The sequence below is a fragment of the Neobacillus sp. PS3-40 genome (genome assembly GCF_030915485.1).
GTDB lineage: Bacteria > Bacillota > Bacilli > Bacillales > Cytobacillaceae > JAUZPL01.
The window spans coordinates 3,743,104-3,762,985 of record NZ_CP133266.1; the positions used below are offsets into that span (position 1 = coordinate 3,743,104).

General features: G+C 36.8%; 17 protein-coding genes. All 17 read left to right on the forward strand.

The annotated features are described in order from the left end of the window. The first annotated feature begins 4 nt into the window (after positions 1-4). The 17 genes from RCG20_RS18320 to RCG20_RS18400 all read left to right on the forward strand — a co-directional run bounded on the left by RCG20_RS18320 (position 5) and on the right by RCG20_RS18400 (position 19,755). Positions 5-2,053, forward strand: coding sequence for a chemotaxis protein CheA (locus RCG20_RS18320; protein ID WP_308181559.1), 2,049 nt, complete (start codon positions 5-7; stop codon positions 2,051-2,053). A gap of 36 nt (positions 2,054-2,089) precedes the next feature. Next, positions 2,090-2,557, forward strand: coding sequence for a chemotaxis protein CheW (locus RCG20_RS18325; protein ID WP_308181560.1), 468 nt, complete (start codon positions 2,090-2,092; stop codon positions 2,555-2,557). An 11-nt stretch (positions 2,558-2,568) separates the two neighbouring features. Continuing rightward, positions 2,569-3,210: a chemotaxis protein CheC gene (locus tag RCG20_RS18330; RefSeq protein WP_308181561.1), complete on the forward strand. Its 642-nt coding sequence runs from the start codon at positions 2,569-2,571 to the stop codon at positions 3,208-3,210. Beyond that, positions 3,203-3,700, forward strand: a complete 498-nt coding sequence (locus RCG20_RS18335; RefSeq protein ID WP_308181562.1) for a chemotaxis protein CheD — start codon at positions 3,203-3,205, stop codon at positions 3,698-3,700. The genes RCG20_RS18330 and RCG20_RS18335 overlap by 8 nt, the downstream gene beginning before the upstream one ends. 95 nt (positions 3,701-3,795) lie before the next feature. After that, the gene (locus RCG20_RS18340; protein ID WP_308181563.1) at positions 3,796-4,563 is read left to right on the forward strand and encodes a FliA/WhiG family RNA polymerase sigma factor; all 768 of its coding nucleotides are present in this window, start codon (positions 3,796-3,798) and stop codon (positions 4,561-4,563) included. A gap of 36 nt (positions 4,564-4,599) precedes the next feature. Further along, positions 4,600-4,917, forward strand: a complete 318-nt coding sequence (locus tag RCG20_RS18345) for a hypothetical protein (RefSeq protein WP_308181564.1) — start codon at positions 4,600-4,602, stop codon at positions 4,915-4,917. 138 nt (positions 4,918-5,055) lie between these two features. Beyond that, complete coding sequence (locus RCG20_RS18350) at positions 5,056-5,577, forward strand: hypothetical protein (protein ID WP_308181565.1); 522 nt, start codon at positions 5,056-5,058, stop codon at positions 5,575-5,577. Positions 5,578-5,729: 152 nt separating this feature from the next. After that, positions 5,730-6,440, forward strand: coding sequence for a 30S ribosomal protein S2 (gene rpsB, locus RCG20_RS18355; protein ID WP_308181566.1), 711 nt, complete (start codon positions 5,730-5,732; stop codon positions 6,438-6,440). Positions 6,441-6,575: 135 nt separating this feature from the next. After that, entirely contained in the window at positions 6,576-7,457 is an 882-nt protein-coding gene (gene tsf, locus RCG20_RS18360) for a translation elongation factor Ts (protein ID WP_308181567.1), read from the forward strand. Between the two features lie 148 nt (positions 7,458-7,605). Beyond that, positions 7,606-8,331: a UMP kinase gene (pyrH, locus tag RCG20_RS18365; RefSeq protein WP_308181568.1), complete on the forward strand. Its 726-nt coding sequence runs from the start codon at positions 7,606-7,608 to the stop codon at positions 8,329-8,331. After that, positions 8,331-8,888, forward strand: coding sequence for a ribosome recycling factor (gene frr, locus RCG20_RS18370; RefSeq protein ID WP_308181571.1), 558 nt, complete (start codon positions 8,331-8,333; stop codon positions 8,886-8,888). Before pyrH ends, frr begins: the two co-directional genes overlap by 1 nt. Positions 8,889-9,230: 342 nt before the next feature. Continuing rightward, a complete protein-coding gene (locus tag RCG20_RS18375; protein WP_308181572.1) occupies positions 9,231-10,007 on the forward strand; it encodes an undecaprenyl pyrophosphate synthase in 777 nt (258 codons plus the stop codon). 116 nt (positions 10,008-10,123) lie between these two features. Further along, a complete protein-coding gene (locus RCG20_RS18380) occupies positions 10,124-10,912 on the forward strand; it encodes a phosphatidate cytidylyltransferase (RefSeq protein ID WP_308181574.1) in 789 nt (262 codons plus the stop codon). Positions 10,913-10,965: 53 nt separating this feature from the next. Then, positions 10,966-12,108, forward strand: coding sequence for a 1-deoxy-D-xylulose-5-phosphate reductoisomerase (gene dxr, locus RCG20_RS18385; protein WP_308181576.1), 1,143 nt, complete (start codon positions 10,966-10,968; stop codon positions 12,106-12,108). Between the two features lie 125 nt (positions 12,109-12,233). Beyond that, on the forward strand, positions 12,234-13,493 hold the full coding sequence (gene rseP / locus RCG20_RS18390; protein WP_308181577.1) for an RIP metalloprotease RseP: 1,260 nt from the start codon (positions 12,234-12,236) through the stop codon (positions 13,491-13,493). A gap of 85 nt (positions 13,494-13,578) precedes the next feature. Then, positions 13,579-15,282, forward strand: coding sequence for a proline--tRNA ligase (locus tag RCG20_RS18395; RefSeq protein WP_308181578.1), 1,704 nt, complete (start codon positions 13,579-13,581; stop codon positions 15,280-15,282). A gap of 147 nt (positions 15,283-15,429) precedes the next feature. After that, positions 15,430-19,755: a PolC-type DNA polymerase III gene (locus RCG20_RS18400; RefSeq protein ID WP_308181579.1), complete on the forward strand. Its 4,326-nt coding sequence runs from the start codon at positions 15,430-15,432 to the stop codon at positions 19,753-19,755. Positions 19,756-19,882 lie beyond the last annotated feature (127 nt).

Here is a 19,882-nt window from a genome sequence, read left to right on the forward strand (position 1 = left end):
GTGCATGGATATGAATCAATATTTAGAAATTTTTATTGAAGAAAGTAAAGAACACTTGCAAGCATGCAATCAACATTTGTTGGAATTGGAAAAAAATCCAGATAATCTAGCAATTGTTAATGAAATTTTTCGTTCAGCCCACACTCTCAAAGGGATGTCGGCTACAATGGGCTATGAGGATTTAGCAAGCCTAACACATCAGATGGAGAATATTCTTGATGCCATTCGCCAATCACAGCTCCCAGTAACAGCTGAACTAATTGATGTTGTATTTTCAGCAACAGATCACTTAGAAGAAATGGTACAGTCTATTTCTGAAGGTGGAGATGGGAAATGCGATGTTACCGAAGTAATTCAGAAATTAAAGCAATTAGAAAAAGGGGAAAAACCAGTTCAATCAGTTACTGTTAAAGAAATAGCTGCTACTACAGAATTGAAGAACTCGACAAAAAGTATTTACGATGAATTTGAATTGACTGTTTTACAGCAATCTACAGAGCAAGGATTTCATACATATGAAATTACGGTTACATTAAGAGAGGACTGTTTACTGAAAGCTGCAAGGGTATATATGGTTTTTGGTGTGCTAGAGAATGTTGGAGAAGTGATTAAAAGCAATCCAACAGTTGAACAGCTTGAAGAAGAACAATTTGATCAGGAATTTACAGTTACTTTTGTAACAATGGAACAAGAAAATACCATTAAACAGAAGGTCATGAATGTTTCCGAGGTTAAAAACGTTGAGGTTGTTCCATTTTCTACTAACGAAATGCGGAAGCAATTTGTTAAGTTGAAGGAAGAATTTGAACAGCCTATACAAGTAGAAAATAACGAAATGGAAACAATGGAAACAGTAGAACTTCTCACTGAAGAAACAAAGAAGCCTACTCAAAAGGCAAACTTAGCTAATAAAACGATTCGAGTAAATATCGAGAGATTAGATATTTTGATGAATTTATTTGAAGAACTAGTTATAGACAGAGGGAGACTTGAACAGATTTCCCGTGACTTAAACAATCAGGAGCTTCATGAAACGGTAGAAAGAATGTCTAGAATTTCAGGAGACTTGCAAAATATTATTTTAAATATGCGCATGGTTCCTGTTGAAACCGTTTTTAATCGTTTTCCACGTATGGTTCGTCAACTAGCAAGAGATTTAAATAAAAAAATCAATCTTGAGATTATTGGTGCAGAAACTGAGTTAGATCGAACTGTTATTGATGAAATTGGCGATCCGCTCGTTCATTTATTACGTAATGCTATTGATCATGGGATTGAAACGCCTAGTCTCAGAAAATCAAAAGGGAAAATAGAAGAAGGAAATGTTTACTTAAAGGCATACCATAGCGGTAATCACATCTTCATTGAAATTGAAGATGATGGTGCAGGTATAAGTAGAGAGAAAGTATTAGCAAAAGCAATTCAAAATAAGATTATTTTTCCACAAGCTGCTGATACTCTAACAGATAGACAGGTGTACGAGCTCATATTTGCATCTGGTTTCTCTACTGCAGAAAAAATTTCTGATGTCTCAGGTCGTGGTGTTGGGCTTGATGTTGTTAAAAATACAATTGAGTCTCTTGGTGGTTCAGTATCTGTTGATTCTAATTTAGGAAAAGGTTCGGTATTTTCCATTCAATTACCATTAACGTTGTCAATCATTTCAGTCATGCTAGTTGGTATCCAGAATGAAAAGTTTGCTATACCACTATCTTCTATTATTGAAACAGCTATTGTTAAAAAAGAGGATATTTTAAATGCTCATAATCAAAAGGTTATTGATTTCCGGGGTAAAGTTGTACCACTCCTTTTCTTAAAAGATATCTTTAAAGTACCTCCTGTAAAGGAAACCAATGATTTCTATTCTGTTCTCATTGTAAGAAAAGGAGAAAAAATGGCTGGATTTGTTGTTGATTCCTTTATTGGACAACAGGAGGTCGTTTTAAAATCACTTGGGAACTATCTTGCAAATGTCTTTGCAATCTCTGGAGCTACGATCCTTGGTGATGGGCAAGTTGCCTTAATTATTGATTCTAATGCTTTAATCAAATAAGTTACCAGAAACATAATCGTAAGGAGTGAGATAGCAGTGGTAGAGACATTAACCCAAGAACTTAAAATTATCGTTTTTCAACTAAAGGAAAAAGAATATGCTATACCGGTTGAACAGGTCCGATCCATTGAAAAAGAGCAGCATATTACGAGGGTTCCAGGTGTAGCTACGTATATAAATGGTGTGATTAACCTACGTGGGGTGGTAACTCCAATTGTAGATTTGGGAAAACGATTAGACCTAGGTGAAGCAGAAAAAACTGAAAATACTAGAATTATTATTGCTGTTTTCAATGAAATAGAAGTTGGCTTCATTGTAGATGCTGCTAATGATGTATTGGATATTCCTAGAGACTCTATTGAGCCGCCACCTGAAATTGTTGGTGGAACAGAGGAAGAGTATATCAATGGTGTTGTAAAGATCGGTAAAAGGCTTTTAATTTTGTTGGATCTTGAAATGGTGATGAATGGAGTTGCACAAGTAAATAGGATAGAAGGGAATTAGGGTATAAGGTAATGACATTTATAAATCAATTCACTACCGTGCATCTTGATTTTCTGAAGGAAATAGGTAATATTGGAGCAGGAAATGCAGCAACAGCTCTTTCAAAACTTCTGAATAAGAAAATTGAAATGAATGTCCCAGATGTTCGAATTGTTAGTTTTGATGAAATGGTTGAAATGGCAGGAGGAGCAGAAAATGTAGTAGCCAGCGTTTTTCTTCGAATTGAAGGAGATGCACCTGGTAGTATGTTCTTTGTTCTCCCCCTTCACCAGGCGAACCACTTTATAAAACAAATGATTGGGGATATACATTTTTCATTTGAGCAACCTCCCTATAATGAAATGGCACTTTCCGCTCTACAGGAATTAGGGAATATCTTAAGTGGTTCCTATTTAACGGCACTTTCTGATTTTACGCATATCTCTCTTTACCCGTCTGTTCCAGCATTAGAAATAGACATGGTAGGGGCTATTATTAGCTTTGGACTGATTGAACATTCGCAAGTAAGTGATTATGCAATCGTTATTGACACTGCTTTAAACGAAGAAGGCTTCGTAAGTACAGAAACTGTTAACGGCCATTTCTTTTTATTACCTGACCCTAATTCATTTAAAACTCTTTTTAAAGCATTAGGAGTTGAGGATAATGAATAATACCTTAAGTGTTGAAAAAGTGGGAATTGCTGATTTGAAACTTGTAAAAACCCCACAGCTTATTCGTACCTCAGGTTTAGGGTCGTGTGTTGGTGTTATCATATATGATTTTGAAAGAAAAATTGCGGGAATGGCACATGTAATGCTTCCCGAATCATCACTTGCAAAAGATAACAATTTCAATCCAGCAAAGTATGCGGATACTGCAGTTGAAAAACTCGTATCACTTCTTGTCGCCAACGGGGCGAAGGCTACATCTCTAAAAGCAAAAATGGCAGGTGGAGCACAAATGTTCCAATTTTCCTCGGCTAACGAATTAATGAGGATTGGACCAAGAAATGTTTCAGCGGTTAGAAATGAGTTAGATCGCTTTAATATCCATATAGTAAGTGAAGATGTAGGCGGAAACAGTGGGCGAACCATTGAATTTAACCCGACGAATGGAATACTTCTTATTAAAACGGTCAATAAGGGTACAAAAGAAATATAAAACAATTGGGAATGAATCTGATATTCGGTAAATTTTCACTTAATCTGTTGATTGATATATTTTACTTTAGTCACGCTAATGTGGGGGTGGTAATCATGGTTCAGGCATTTACAGAGGAAGAACAAGTATGCTGGCAAAAGTGGATTCAGGAAAGGGACATTAATGCTGGGAATTTCCTCGTCCAAAAGTATATGCCACTTGTTTCCTACCATGTTCAGCGGATCGCAGTCAGTTTGCCAAAGAATGTATCAAGGGATGACTTGCGTAGTCTTGGTTTGTTTGGATTATATGATGCACTAGAGAAATTTGATCATTCCCGAGATTTAAAATTCGATACATATGCATCTTTCCGGGTAAGAGGTGCGATAATTGATGGTTTAAGAAAGGAAGACTGGCTTCCAAGAAATACGAGGGAAAAAGCTAAGAAAATAGATTCAACCATTCAAATACTCGAACAGCGCTTGGGTGGTATTGTTACTGTTTCTGATATTGCAAAAGAACTCGATATGGACGTAGAAGAAATTCAGACTATAATGAATGAACAATTTTTTGCGAATATATTATCGATGGATGAACAGCCTTCAGACCAAGAAGATAGAGAAGGAACTTCTTTTATTTTAAAGGATGAGAAGGTTGACCTACCTGAAGAAATACTGGTGAAAAATGAGCAGATAGCTGAACTTTCTCTTTTAATTGAAGATTTAAGTGAAAAAGAGCAATTGGTTATTAGCCTTTTTTATAAAGAAGAGCTGACCTTAACTGAAATTGGACAAGTCATGAAGCTGTCAACATCAAGAATTTCACAAATTCATTCAAAAGCTCTTTTTAAGCTAAGGCATTCATTATTAAAAATCAATATATAAACGATTCGCCTATCTTAATAACGGGGTAGTGATCAGATGAGCCTTAAATTAATTGAAATGCAAATTGCCCTTCCAAGAACAGTTGACGCAGCTAAATTACATGAACAACTTTCCCATCGGGGGCAGCTTTCAAATGACCATGCATCTATGCAAATGAAACAAGAAGAAATAAAACTTAGATCTTCTGTAATTAAACAGGAGCAAAAAGACAAAGCAAATTTGCATCATGGTGGGCAAAATTCTGAAGGGGAAAACAAACAACCTGAACAAAGAACGAAAGATAGCCAGAATGAGGTTCAGCAGCCTGGAGATAAACATCCTTACAAAGGGAACTTCCTAGATTTTAGCGGATAGAGGGATAACATGACCACATTTCTGTTATTAATCAGCCTTTTATTAAATGGAGTGGCCATATTCTCGATTATTATCTTATTTGCGAGGCAAAATAGGCTATTAGAGGTTGAAAAAAGGCAAGAAAAGTTGATTAGAGACGTGGAAGAAATCATTTCTTCTTCCCTTTTTGAAATGAAAGAGGAGAATGAAGCATTCATCCAAAGGTTTAAAAAAATATCAAGTCAGACAACTACATCTGTTGTTTTTTCAAAACAGCCGAAAACAGATAAACCCATTTCAAATGATAATTCAGCTGAGTTAATAGCACCTGTTTGGGTTGAAAAAGCAGGATCAGGTTTTAAAAAACAAGCTGTAAAAGCTTACCAAACTTCTTCATTACCTCGAGAAGTAAATGTTCTTCATACAGCTAATGATGAGATCCTTTCTGAATTAAGCTACGAAGCTGAAAGGAAAAATGCTACTGATCAAAAAGTATCATCGGCTAAAGGTAAAGAAAATGAAACTTCTCAAATGTCTCATGAAGAGATTTATAGGGATCTTTTCGTAAATCAAGTTCTCATTTTGCAAAAAGATGGCTTAACTACTGAAGAAATTGCTAAAAAACTAGGTAAAGGCAATACTGAAATTGAACTTTTATTAAAATTTAGCAAAAAAGAATAGTAATAGTTGATTGTAAACATTACTTGTGCTATATTATTATCTGGTGTTAAAAACACACGCTCATGGATTTAAACAGATGGTGCTGTTTAATTACAGTTTTTGTTTAAGAATGAGATGAGCGGAGGAAGTAAAAACCATTAGGAGGAAAAAACATGTCAGTCATTTCAATGAAGCAATTACTTGAAGCTGGTGTACATTTTGGACACCAAACTCGCCGCTGGAACCCTAAGATGAAGAAATATATCTTCACAGAGCGTAACGGCATCTATATTATCGACCTTCAAAAAACAGTTAAAAAGGTTGAAGAAGCTTACAATTGGGTAAGAGAACTTGCTGGTAACGGCGGAACATTCCTATTTGTTGGTACTAAGAAACAAGCTCAAGACTCTGTTAAAGAAGAAGCAGCTCGTTCTGGTATGTACTTTGTTAACCAACGTTGGTTGGGTGGTACATTAACAAACTTCGAAACAATTCAAAAACGTATTAGACGTTTAAAAGATATCGAAAGAATGTCTGAAGATGGCACTTTCGAAGTATTACCTAAAAAAGAAGTTGTTCAATTAAAGAAACAACAAGAACGCCTTGAAAAATTCTTAGGCGGAATTAAAGATATGAAACGTCTTCCAGATGCTTTGTTCATTATCGACCCACGTAAAGAGCGCATCGCAGTTGCGGAAGCACATAAATTAAATATTCCTATCGTTGCTATTGTTGATACAAACTGTGATCCAGACGAGATCGATGTTGTAATCCCAGCAAACGACGATGCTATCCGTGCTGTTAAACTACTAACAGGCAAAATGGCAGATGCTATTTTAGAAGCTAAGCAAGGCGAAGAAACTGCAGAACCTGTTGCTGAATAATAAACGCTTTTAGAGAAATAAAAAGGTGATAAGAGGGAGCACCCTTTATCACCTTTTTTTAAAGATATTGTTTATCTCGACCTTGTAAGGTTAAATATGTGAATACATACAAAATATTAAGGAGGAAAAAATATTATGAATATTACTGCACAAATGGTTAAAGAACTTCGTGAAAAAACAGGCGCAGGTATGATGGACTGCAAAAAAGCACTTCAAGAATCTGATGGTGATATGGAAAAAGCAATTGATTTCCTTCGTGAAAAAGGGATTGCAAAAGCTGCTAAAAAATCAGATCGTATTGCTGCTGAAGGTATAACAGCTATTCAAGAAGAAGGCAATGAAGCTGTTATTCTTGAAGTAAACTCAGAAACAGACTTCGTTGCAAAAAACGAAGGCTTTCAAACTCTTGTTAAAGAATTAGCAACACATCTTTTAAAGAATAAGCCTGCAGATGTTGAAGAAGCTAATGCTCAAACAATGGATAATGGTGCAACAGTTTCCGACCATATCAATGCTGCAATTGCAAAAATCGGAGAAAAACTTTCTCTACGCCGTTTTGAAATTAAAACAAAAACAGATAATGATGCATTTGGTGCATATCTTCATATGGGTGGACGTATTGCTGTATTAACAGTTCTTGAAGGTACAACTGATGCTGCTTCAGCAAAAGACGTTGCTATGCATATCGCGGCATTAAATCCAAAATATGTATCTCGTGACGAAGTTTCACAGGAAGAAGTGGAACATGAGCGTGAAGTATTGACACAACAAGCTCTTAATGAAGGTAAGCCTGAAAAGATCGTAGCAAAAATGGTTGAGGGACGTCTTGGCAAGTATTTCGAAGATGTTTGTGTTCTTGATCAGTCATTCGTTAAAAACCCAGATCAAAAGGTTCGTCAATTTGTTGAATCTAAGGGTGCAACTGTACGAGAATTCGTTCGTTACGAAGTTGGAGAAGGTCTAGAGAAACGCGAAGAGAACTTTGCTGAAGAAGTAATGAACCAAGTGAACAAATAAAAAATAACATTTTCTTGTCATTTGCCATGATTATGGTGAATTTTCATGATGATTTGAGAAGGTTTATTATTGAAATAAGAAAATAGGGGACACGGTGTGTTCCCTATTTTTTAGAAAAATGAGTATTAATCCACAATTGGAGGTTTTTATGAGTAGCCCTAAGTATAAACGTGTTGTTTTAAAATTGAGCGGAGAAGCCCTAGCAGGTGATACAGGCTTTGGTATTAATCCAGCTGTTATTAAATCAATTGCAAGTCAAGTAAAGGAAATTGCTGAGCTTGGTGTAGAAATAGCAGTTGTTGTTGGTGGCGGTAACATTTGGCGTGGAAAAATCGGCAGTGAAATGGGAATGGACAGAGCGACTGCAGATTACATGGGGATGCTTGCAACCGTAATGAATTCTTTATCACTACAAGATAGTTTAGAACAGTTAGGGATTGAAACTCGTGTTCAAACTTCCATTGAAATGCGCCAAGTAGCTGAACCATATATTAGAAGGCGTGCAATTAGACATTTAGAAAAGAAACGTGTCGTAATTTTTGCTGCTGGAACAGGAAATCCTTATTTCTCAACAGATACAACAGCGGCACTTCGAGCAGCTGAAATCGAAGCAGAAGTTATTTTAATGGCCAAAAATAATGTAGATGGTGTTTATTCAGCAGATCCTCGTATTGATCAAAATGCTACTAAATTTGAGGAATTAACATTTCTTGATGTGATCAAAGATGGATTAGCTGTAATGGATTCAACAGCTTCTTCATTATGTATGGATAATGATATTCCACTTATCGTTTTCTCTATTATGGAACAAGGGAATATTAAACGTGTTATTACTGGTGAAAAAATCGGAACAATTGTTAGGGGGAAAAACTAATGCCAAAACAAGTTATCGCAAACACGAAAGAAAAAATGACAAAAGCGATTCAAGCCTATACAAGAGAACTCGCAAGTGTTCGTGCTGGAAGAGCCAGTGCCTCATTGCTCGATCGAATTATGGTAGATTATTATGGTGCTCCAACACCAGTCAATCAACTTGCTGGAATTTCTACTCCTGAAGCAAGGTTGCTTATTATCCAGCCATACGATAAAACGATTCTTGGTAGCATTGAAAAAGCAATTCTAAAATCGGATTTAGGACTAAACCCATCAAATGATGGCTCAATTATCCGAATTTCTATCCCACAACTAACCGAAGAGCGCCGGAAAGATTTGGTTAAAGTCATTAAAAAAGAGTCGGAAGAAGCAAAAATCGGCATTAGAAACATTCGCCGGGACGCAAATGATGATTTTAAGAAGCTAGAAAAAAATGGTGAGATTACAGAAGATGCTCTTCGCGGCTATTCTGAAGATATCCAGAAGCTAACAGATGAACATATAACTAAAATCGATAACATAACAAAAGAAAAAGAAAAAGAAATAATGGAAGTATAAATAGCTAAGGCCCTCTTTTTTTAGGGGGTTTTTTCTCTATTTTAGCTAAGCAGAATTTCTATCCGTAAATTCTGTTAGCGCATAAGGGCAACTATGCCTAATCATCGCCCTTAGGGGCGTGGCTCGCCAATTGGCGAGTTTTCTTTACTGGGATTTTAGTTTTTAAAGAAGACTATTCTTAATACATTTTTATTTACATAGGCTTTTATAGAGATATCTTTTTGCATTTTTGGTATGATAGTCACATGTGTACAAAGAATCTAACCCAATACATATCTAAAACAACAATGAAATTGTCTATTTTCGGAGGAAATGGATCACTTTATTTGGAGGAGCAATGTTATGTTTAATAAAATAAAGCTGTGGAGGAAAACACAAAAACCTTCCACACTCCGAGACAGAATAGAACAAGTTAAAAAGGCACAGATTCCGGACCATGTTGCCATCATTATGGATGGAAATGGTAGGTGGGCTAAAAAAAGGGCATTACCTCGGATTGCTGGCCACCATGAAGGGATGAAAGTAGTCCGTAAAATTACAAAGTTGGCAAATGAACTTGGAATTAAGACATTAACCTTATATGCGTTCTCAACAGAAAATTGGAAGAGACCAAAAAATGAAGTTGATTATTTAATGAAACTGCCAGAAGAATTTTTAGGATCCTTTCTTCCTGAATTAATTGAAGAAAATGTCCAAGTCCAAATGATGGGATATAAAGCAGAACTTCCATTACACACGTTGAATGCAATTGAAAAGGCAATTGCGGATACAAAAGAGAATAATGGACTCGTATTAAATTTCGCTTTAAATTATGGTAGTAGAGCTGAAATCCTTGATGCGGTTAAATGCGTCTTAAATGATTGTAAAAGTGGTATAATAAATGAGAATGCATTAGACGAAAAAACATTCTCATCCTATTTAATGACTTCGGAAATGGCGGATCCTGACTTATTAATTCGGACAAGTGGAGAAATCCGCTTAAGCAATTTTATGCTCTGGCAGCTCGCCTACACTGAATTTTGGTTTACAGATGTTTTGTGGCCGGACTTTTGTGCGGAGCATCTAATTGATGCAATTGAAGTTTTTCAAGGCAGGCAACGTAGATTTGGTGGAGTATAATCACATAATTGACCATTAGCATCTTTCCCATTGGCTATGCTAAAGCTCAATATAAAGCTCTAGTGCTAGTGGAATATTACTAGAGCTATATGAAGAAAAAGGTGTTGACTTAATAGATGAAGCAAAGAATTGTTACAGCAGTCATAGCAGCTGCAATCTTTTTACCGATTGTCTTTTTTGGTGGATTTCCATTTGTGTTATTGACGTACTTACTTGCATCCGTTGGATTGTATGAACTATTAAAGATGAGAAAGCTTAGTATTTTCTCCATTCCTGGAATTTTGTCACTATTGATGCTTTGGGTTATTCTATTCCCTAGCCAATATAATGATGCGCTTGTAACGTTTAATTATTCAAAAATAGAATTAGGAATTGCTCTAGTTTTATTGCTACTAACGTACTCAGTGATAACAAAAAATCGATTTTCTTTTGAAGATGTTTCCTTTATCATTCTTTCAGCACTCTATGTAGGAATGGGTTTTTATTTTTTCATTGATACACGCTTTGGTGGGCTCGTTTATATTTTCTATTCCTTATTTATAATATGGGCTACTGATTCAGGAGCATACTTTATCGGGAGAGCAATGGGGAAGAAAAAATTATGGCCTGAAATAAGTCCAAATAAAACTGTCGAAGGTTTTATTGGTGGAGTTGTATGTGCAGTGCTCATTGCCGTTCTGTTTGTTTTATTTACAAATATTAATGCAACTATCTTTTCATTAATTGGGATCACAATTGTTCTTTCCATTTTCGGACAAATTGGTGACTTGGTTGAATCAGCCTTTAAGCGCCAGTTTAATGTGAAGGATTCAGGCAACTTCCTACCTGGTCATGGGGGAATACTTGATCGATTTGATAGTTTATTGTTTGTATTGCCTTTATTGCACTTTTTTCACTTGTTTTAATAGTTAAATGCCTTACTAGCTAAAATGCGTTTTCTTTTTGGGAGTGGAGCTTTTTGAAAAAGATAAGTTTATTGGGTGCCACTGGTTCAATTGGCATTCAAACATTGGATGTCATAAAATTACATCCGACAGAATTTACATTAGTAGCCATGTCAGTGGGGAAAAATATTGAATTAACTAGAAGGATTATCATCGAGTTTCAACCAAAGCTTGTATCAGTAAAGGAAAAAGCTGACTTTGAAACATTGAAAGCTGAATTTCCACATACTAAGTTTTCATTTGGAGACGAAGGAATAATTGAGGTAGCAGTTTATAAGCATGCTGAAATCGTCGTAAATGCTGTTCTTGGCAGTGTAGGCTTAAATCCCACTTTACAGGCAATTGAAAGTGGAAAGATCATTGCACTTGCAAATAAAGAAACGCTTGTGACTGCAGGTCATCTTGTCATGGATGCAGCCAAAAAATTCAATGTACCTCTTCTTCCTGTTGATAGTGAGCACTCAGCTATTTTCCAAGCCCTGCAGGGTGAGAAAATGAAAAATATTGAACGGCTCATCATAACTGCATCAGGGGGAAGTTTTCGAGATCGAACGCGTCAAGAATTAAATGGTGTAACCGTAAAGGATGCTTTGAATCATCCCAATTGGTCGATGGGGGCAAAAATCACTATTGATTCTGCCACTATGATGAATAAAGGATTGGAAGTCATTGAGGCTCATTGGCTCTTTAATATCCCCTATGAAAAAATTGATGTATTGCTGCACAAGGAAAGTATCATCCATTCTATGGTTGAGTTCCAAGATAGCAGTATCATTGCTCAATTAGGTTCACCAGATATGAGAGTTCCCATCCAATTTGCACTAACCTACCCAGATCGGTTGCCGCTTCCTACATCAAAACGATTAAATCTGGCTGAGATTGGGAACCTGCATTTTCAAGAAATGGATTATGATCGTTTCCGCTGTTTACGTTTTGCGATTGAAGCAGGGAAAAAGGGCGGAACATTGCCAACAGTATTAAATGCAGCTAATGAAGTGGCTGTAGGGGCGTTTTTAGAGGGCAAAATCAACTTTTTACAAATAGAAGATTTGATTGAGGATGCGTTAAGCACTCATCAAAACATTGAAAACCCTAGCCTTGCTATTATTCAAGAGGTAGACAAAGAAACGAGACAATATGTACAAACACGTATATAAAAAAGCGTATGAGCCCAAGGAATAACGCTAGTAGGAATTCCAACATAAGGCTATGCAGCTCATGCTAGACATTATCAACGTTCCAAGCCTATACCAACTTATTTTAAAAAAAGGTGGTTTTATCTTTGACTACAGTTATTGCCTTTATTGTTATCTTTGGCGCACTTGTCTTCTTTCATGAATGGGGCCATTTTATTTTTGCAAAAAGGGCAGGTATTTTATGTCGTGAATTTGCCATTGGATTTGGCCCAAAAGTATTTTCCCATAAGAAAGGGGAAACAACTTATACCATTCGCTTATTGCCTATCGGTGGGTTTGTTCGGATGGCCGGAGAAGATCCTGAGATGGTTGAAATTAAACCTGGCTACCGTATCGGATTGTTATTTGATGAGGCTAATCGAGTTAATAAGATTATCCTAAATAATAAAGAAAAGTTTCCAAATTGCCGTATCGTTGAAGTAGAACAAGTGGATATCGAAAAGGATCTTTTCATCAAAGGGTATCCAGAGGATGAAGAGGAGAAGCTACTAACTTTTCCGGTTAGTCCAACGGCCGTTACAATTGATAAGGGAGTTGAATCTCAGATTGCTCCCATTGATCGTCAATTTGCTTCAAAAACATTAGGTCAAAGAGCAATGGCTATTTTTGCTGGACCGATGATGAACTTTGTCCTAGCTTTTGTTGTATTTATCATTATTGCTCTTTTGCAGGGTGTGCCAACCAATGATCCTAAATTGGGCGTTATTACTCCAGACGGTGCTGCAAAAGTAGCTGGCCTTAAACAAGGTGATGTGGTCCAAAGTATTAATGGTTCAGAAATTTCAAGTTGGGCAGATGTAGTTGATATCATCCGTCATAGTCCTAATAAAAAACTCGATTTTACGATAAATCGTAGCAACAAGGAAATAGAAATTCCGGTAACTCCGATTGAGAAAAAAGTCGAAGGTGAAAAAATTGGAATTATCGGAGTATATAGTCCTGTTGAAAAATCCCCTTTACAAGCGATTTCTTCAGGTTTTAAAGACACAGTTTTTTGGACAAAGCAGATTTTTGTTATGTTTGAAAAATTAGTAACTGGTCAATTCTCGATTAACATGCTCTCAGGTCCAGTTGGAATTTATGTTTCAACAGATACTGTTGTGAAATCTGGAATTTATTATTTAATGAAATGGGGAGCCATTTTAAGTATAAACCTTGGTATTATGAATCTATTGCCAATCCCAGCCCTTGATGGCGGAAGGCTCATGTTTTTTGCAGTTGAAGCAGTGAGAGGGAAGCCAATCGATAAACAAAAGGAAGGAATGGTCCACTTTATCGGATTTGCCCTACTGATGTTGTTAATGCTTGTTGTAACATGGAATGATATTCAGAGATTTTTTCTTTAAATAATTAGAGAGTTAAAGCAGTTTAGCCCCTGTTTAAAAAACAGGGGCATTCTATTCTAAGTTGATTATATGAGGTGCTATAGAAATGAGACAGAGCAAGACACTTATCCCTACTTTAAGAGAAATCCCTGCAGATGCAGAGATTATGAGTCATCAACTTCTTCTTAAGGCAGGTTTTATCCGCCAAAATGCAAGTGGAATTTATAGTTATATGCCACTTGGCAGGAGGGTCCTTCAAAAGATTGAAGCAATTGTACGCGAAGAGATGGACATGGCTGGTGCAGTTGAGCTGTTAATGCCAGCATTGCAACAGGCAGAATTATGGCAAGAATCAGGTCGCTGGTATACATATGGATCGGAATTAATGCGATTAAAAGATCGAAATGAACGTGAATTTGCTCTTGGTGCAACACATGAGGAAGTCATTACGAGCCTTGTTAGGGATGAAATAAAATCGTATAAAAGATTGCCGCTAACATTTTACCAAATTCAAACAAAATTTAGAGATGAAAAGCGTCCACGATTTGGCTTGCTTCGTGGCCGGGAATTTATAATGAAAGATGCCTATTCTTTCCATTCAAATAATGAGAGTCTTGACGAAGTATATCAAAGACTATTTAATGCATATTCCAATATTTTTAACCGCTGCCGCTTGGACTTCCGGGCCGTAATTGCAGATTCAGGGGCAATGGGTGGTAAGGATACACACGAATTTATGGTCTTATCCGATGTTGGTGAAGATACTATTGCCTATTCAGATCAATCTACTTATGCAGCAAATATTGAAATGGCACCTTTGAATGTTCAATACACTAAACCAGAAGAGTCTTTAACGGAATTAGAAAAAGTATTTACAGAAAATCAGAAAACAATCAATGAGGTTTCCTCCTTCCTGAATGTAAATGCCGATAGATGTATCAAATCACTTTTATTTAAAGTGGACGATAAATTTGTCCTCGTTCTTGTGCGAGGCGACCATGAAGTGAATGACATTAAGCTTAAGAATTTCTTTGAAGCAGGTGTAGTAGAATTAGCAAGTCATGAAGAAACAGTCGAAGTTTTGTCATGTCCTGTTGGCTCAATTGGACCAATTGGTGTGAAAGATGTAGAGATTGTAGCTGATAATGCTGTCCAAGCGATCGTGAATGGAATTTGCGGAGCAAACGAAGAAAACTATCACTTTATAAATGTGAATCCAGATCGTGACTTTACGGTAGGAAGATATGCAGATGTACGCTTTATTCAAGAAGGAGATCCATCACCTGATGGCAAAGGTATAATTAAGTTTGCTAAAGGAATTGAAGTTGGCCACGTCTTTAAACTCGGAACACGGTACAGTGAGGCAATGAATGCAACCTATCTTGATGAAAACGGCAAAGCTAAACCTATGATCATGGGCTGCTATGGTATCGGAGTGTCCCGTACACTTGCTGCTGTTGCTGAACAATATAATGATGAATTTGGTCTAATTTGGCCGCCAAATATTGCACCATATCAGCTTCATATCATTGCGATAAATATGAAGGACGATGTTCAATCGAAAGTTGCTGAAGAAATATATGCAGATTTTACTAGCAACAGGTATGAGGTTTTGTTTGATGATCGACAAGAAAGACCAGGAGTAAAGTTTGCTGATTCCGATCTAATTGGTCTACCAATCCGCATCACAGTTGGAAAAAAAGCCGCAGAGGGAATCGTGGAATTAAAAGTAAGAAAAACAGGGGAAATGATTGAAATTCATAAAGATAATCTCCAGGAAAAAATAGCAGATTTGCTAAAAACACTTTAAAACGGGACAGGTATCGTTTATGGACGGTACCTGTTTTTTCTATTTATGCCTGTCGAATTTTCCCGAAACCAAGTATATTTTGTGATATAATTGTCTTTTGAAGAAAATAGATATAATAGCTCTTTGTAATAGAGGGGAGAGAAAACGATGGATGATCAAGCCTTACTAAAAGAAGAAAAATTTCGATATTTGCTTGAGCAACTCGAATTAACAGAAGTAGCTGAAACAGTTTATTTTCAAAATGCCCAAATGGAAAAGGTGATTGTTGAAAAAAAGGCGAAGAAGTGGAATTTTCGTTTTCTATTTACAAATATATTGCCTTACCTCCTATATGTCCGTTTTACCACTCAATTAGAAAAGACATTTTCACATATTGCAGATATTTCATATAAAATTAAAATCTCTGACCAAACCATTTCATCTGAACTTGTACATGACTACTGGAATCGCTGTGTCCAGCAAATTGATGGAATTGCCCCGCCCCTTTTGAAACTGTTAAATGAACAATTTCCTGTTGTTCATGGAAATAAATTAACCATATCTGTTTGGAATGAAACAGAGGGCCTTGCGTTAAAACGTAAATATGGCAGTGTGATTTCGGATATCTATCAAACATTTGGATTTCCGATGTTAGCAATTGAGACAGAACTAAAGACAGACGAGAAAAATGAAGAATACGAGCAATTTGTGATCGCGAAGCAGAAGGAAGACCAAGAACGCGCTCATCTTGCAACGATTGAGATGCAAAAGAAAGAAGCAGAAAAAGGAAGTAATACGAGTGATGGTTTAGATGGACCACTTATGATCGGTCTAACGATCAAAGATGATGCTGATTACCGAAGTTTAATTGATATAGTAGATGAGGAAAGAAGAGTAGCTATCGAAGGATATATTTTCGAAGCAGAAACAAGAGAACTTCGTAGTGGTCGTACTCTGTTAACATTTAAAGTAACGGATTACACAAGTTCAATTATGGTCAAAATGTTTTCCCGTGATAAAGAAGATGCAGCACTTTACCAGCATGTTAAAAAAGGTATGTGGGTTAAAGTACGAGGCAGCATCCAAAATGATACATTTGTCCGCGACTTAATTATGATTGGAAATGACATCAATGAAATAAAGCCAGTTAGTCGAAAGGATACAGCACCGGAAAATGAAAAGCGTGTTGAACTTCATCTTCATACTCCCATGAGCCAGATGGATGCTGTAACACCAGTAAAAGACCTTATTGCCCAAGCAAAAAAATGGGGACATAAGGCAATCGCAGTAACAGACCACGCCATCGCACAATCGTTTCCTGAGGCTTTTAATGCTGGAAAACAGAATGATATAAAGATACTTTATGGGATTGAGGCAAATTTAGTCGATGATGGAGTTCCAATTGCTTATAATGAAGCACACCGACTCTTAGCAGAAGATACCTATGTTGTTTTTGACTTTGAAACAACAGGACTTTCGGCTGTTTACGATACCATTATCGAACTTGCAGCCGTAAAGATAAAGGACGGGGAAATAATCGATCGTTTTGAGTCCTTTGCAAACCCACACCACCGCTTATCCGCAACTACGATTAACTTAACTGGAATTACAGATGATATGGTACAAAATGCTCCCGAAGTAGTAGACGTACTCAAGCGGTTTTATGATTGGTCTGGTAATGATGTACTTGTTGCGCATAATGCCTCTTTCGATATGGGATTTCTTAATGTGGGCTATAAAGCAATAGGCTTTGAAAAAGCAAAAAATCCAGTTATTGATACACTGGAACTGGGACGTTTTCTATATCCTGAGCTGAAAAATCATCGTTTAAATACGTTGACAAAGAAATTTGATATCGATTTAACCCAACATCACCGTGCTATTTATGATGCTGAAGCAACCGGATATTTATTATTGAAAATGTTAAAAGATGCTCATAATGTAGGAATTGAATTCCATGATCAATTAAATGATAACATGGGAAAAGGAAATGCCTACCAGCGCGCTAGACCATACCATTGCACGTTACTTGCCCAAAATGATGTAGGTTTGAAGAACATGTTTAAGCTTGTGTCTATATCCCACCTTGAATATTTTTACAGGGTACCGAGAATTCCAAGATCTGTTCTCCAAAAATACCGTGAAGGAATTATTGTAGGTTCTGGTTGTAATAAGGGAGAAGTTTTTGAAGGAATGATGCAAAAATCACCTGAAGAAGTAGAGGCAGCCGCAAGCTTTTATGATTATCTTGAGGTTATGCCTAAAGCAATCTATGCTCCATTACTTGAAATGGAATTGATTCGAGATGAATTGGCACTTGAGGAGATCATCGGCAAAATTGTAAAACTCGGTGATAAACTAGGGAAACCAGTGGTTGCGACAGGAAATGTTCATTATCTTAATGAAAATGATAAAATTTACCGTAAAATTTTAATAAACTCACAGGGTGGAGCAAATCCGTTGAACCGGCATCAACTGCCGGATGTTCATTTTAGAACAACCAATGAAATGCTCGATGCCTTTTCTTTTCTAGGGAAAGATAAGGCAAAGGAAATAGTGGTGACAAATACCAATAAAATTGCAGATATGCTCGATTCAATCAAGCCAATTAAGGATGAATTATATACCCCAAGAATCGAAGGCGCTGAAGATGAAATGCGCGAGATGAGTTATAAGATGGCACACAGCATTTATGGTGATCCACTTCCTGAAATAGTTGAAGCGAGACTTGAAAAAGAGCTTAAGAGTATCATTGGTCATGGTTTTGCGGTTATCTATTTAATCTCTCATAAACTTGTAAAAAAATCTCTTGATGATGGTTATTTAGTTGGTTCACGTGGATCAGTTGGTTCTTCACTCGTCGCAACAATGACAGAAATTACCGAAGTAAATCCATTACCACCCCATTACATTTGTCCGAATTGTAAGCACTCAGAATTTTTTGATGATGGTTCTGTAGGTTCTGGTTTCGACTTACCTGATAAAAATTGTTCTCAGTGTGGTGGAACATACCAAAAGGATGGTCATGATATTCCTTTCGAAACATTCCTTGGATTTAAAGGGGACAAGGTTCCAGATATCGATTTGAACTTTTCGGGGGAATACCAGCCACGTGCCCATAACTATACGAAGGTACTTTTTGGGGAAGATAATGTGTTCCGTGCGGGAACGATCGGAACGGTAGCTGACAAAACTGCATTTGGTTATGTCAAGGCATATCAGCAAGATAACAATCTCCATTACCGTGGTGCAGAAATTGACCGTCTTGCAAAAGGTTGTACAGGTGTTAAGAGGACGACAGGACAGCACCCGGGGGGTATTATTGTTGTCCCTGATTATATGGATATCTATGATTTTTCGCCCATCCAATTTCCTGCAGATGATCGAAATTCGGAGTGGAAGACAACTCACTTTGATTTCCATTCTATTCATGATAATGTGCTAAAGCTTGATATTCTTGGCCACGATGATCCAACTGTTATTCGAATGCTCCAAGACCTAAGTGGAATGGATCCAAAAACGATTCCGACTGATGATCCGGAGGTTATGAAAATCTTTAGTGGAACCGAATCGCTTGGTGTAACAGAAGAACAAATTATGTGTAAAACTGGAACGCTTGGCATTCCGGAATTCGGGACAAGATTTGTTCGTCAAATGCTTGAAGATACAAAGCCAACTACTTTTTCGGAATTGGTTCAGATATCGGGCCTATCACACGGGACAGATGTTTGGTTAGGGAATGCCCAAGAATTAATTCAAAATAAGACTTGTAACTTAAGTGAAGTAATTGGTTGTCGGGATGACATCATGGTGTACCTAATCTATCAGGGTCTCGAACCTTCGTTTGCTTTTAAAATCATGGAGTCAGTTCGTAAAGGAAAAGGCTTATCAGATGAAATGGAAGCTGAAATGAGAAAAAATGAAGTTCCAGAGTGGTATATTGATTCATGTAAAAAGATTAAATATATGTTTCCGAAAGCACATGCTGCAGCCTATGTTTTAATGGCTGTCAGAATTGCTTACTTTAAAGTCCATCATCCACTTTACTATTATGCAGCCTATTTTACGGTAAGAGCTGATGATTTCGATATTGAAGCAATGTCTAACGGGTCTGAAGCGATTCGCGGGAAAATTGGTGAAATCAATTCCAAAGGCCTTGATGCATCAACGAAAGAAAAAAACTTATTAACCGTTTTGGAATTAGCTCTTGAAATGACGGAAAGAGGATTCTCATTCCAAAAGATTAATCTATACAAATCTTCTGCATCAGAGTTTATTATTGATGGAGATACGTTAATTCCACCGTTTAATTCAATTCCAGGCCTTGGGGCGAATGCAGCAGTCAGCATTGTTAATGCACGCAAAAACGGCGAATTCTTATCGAAAGAAGATTTACAACAGCGCGGAAAAGTATCTAAAACAATCCTTGAATATTTGGATAAACAAGGATGCCTAGGGGATCTTCCAGAACAAAATCAACTCTCATTATTTTAGTTGAAACCTTGTTATATAGCTATTTCATTTGCATATCAATAATGGTTATGTTATAGTTTTATTGGAAATACTAAGAAATACTCTCGTGTTCAAGAGTGGGGAAACCCACTCTTTCGTATTGTATCCG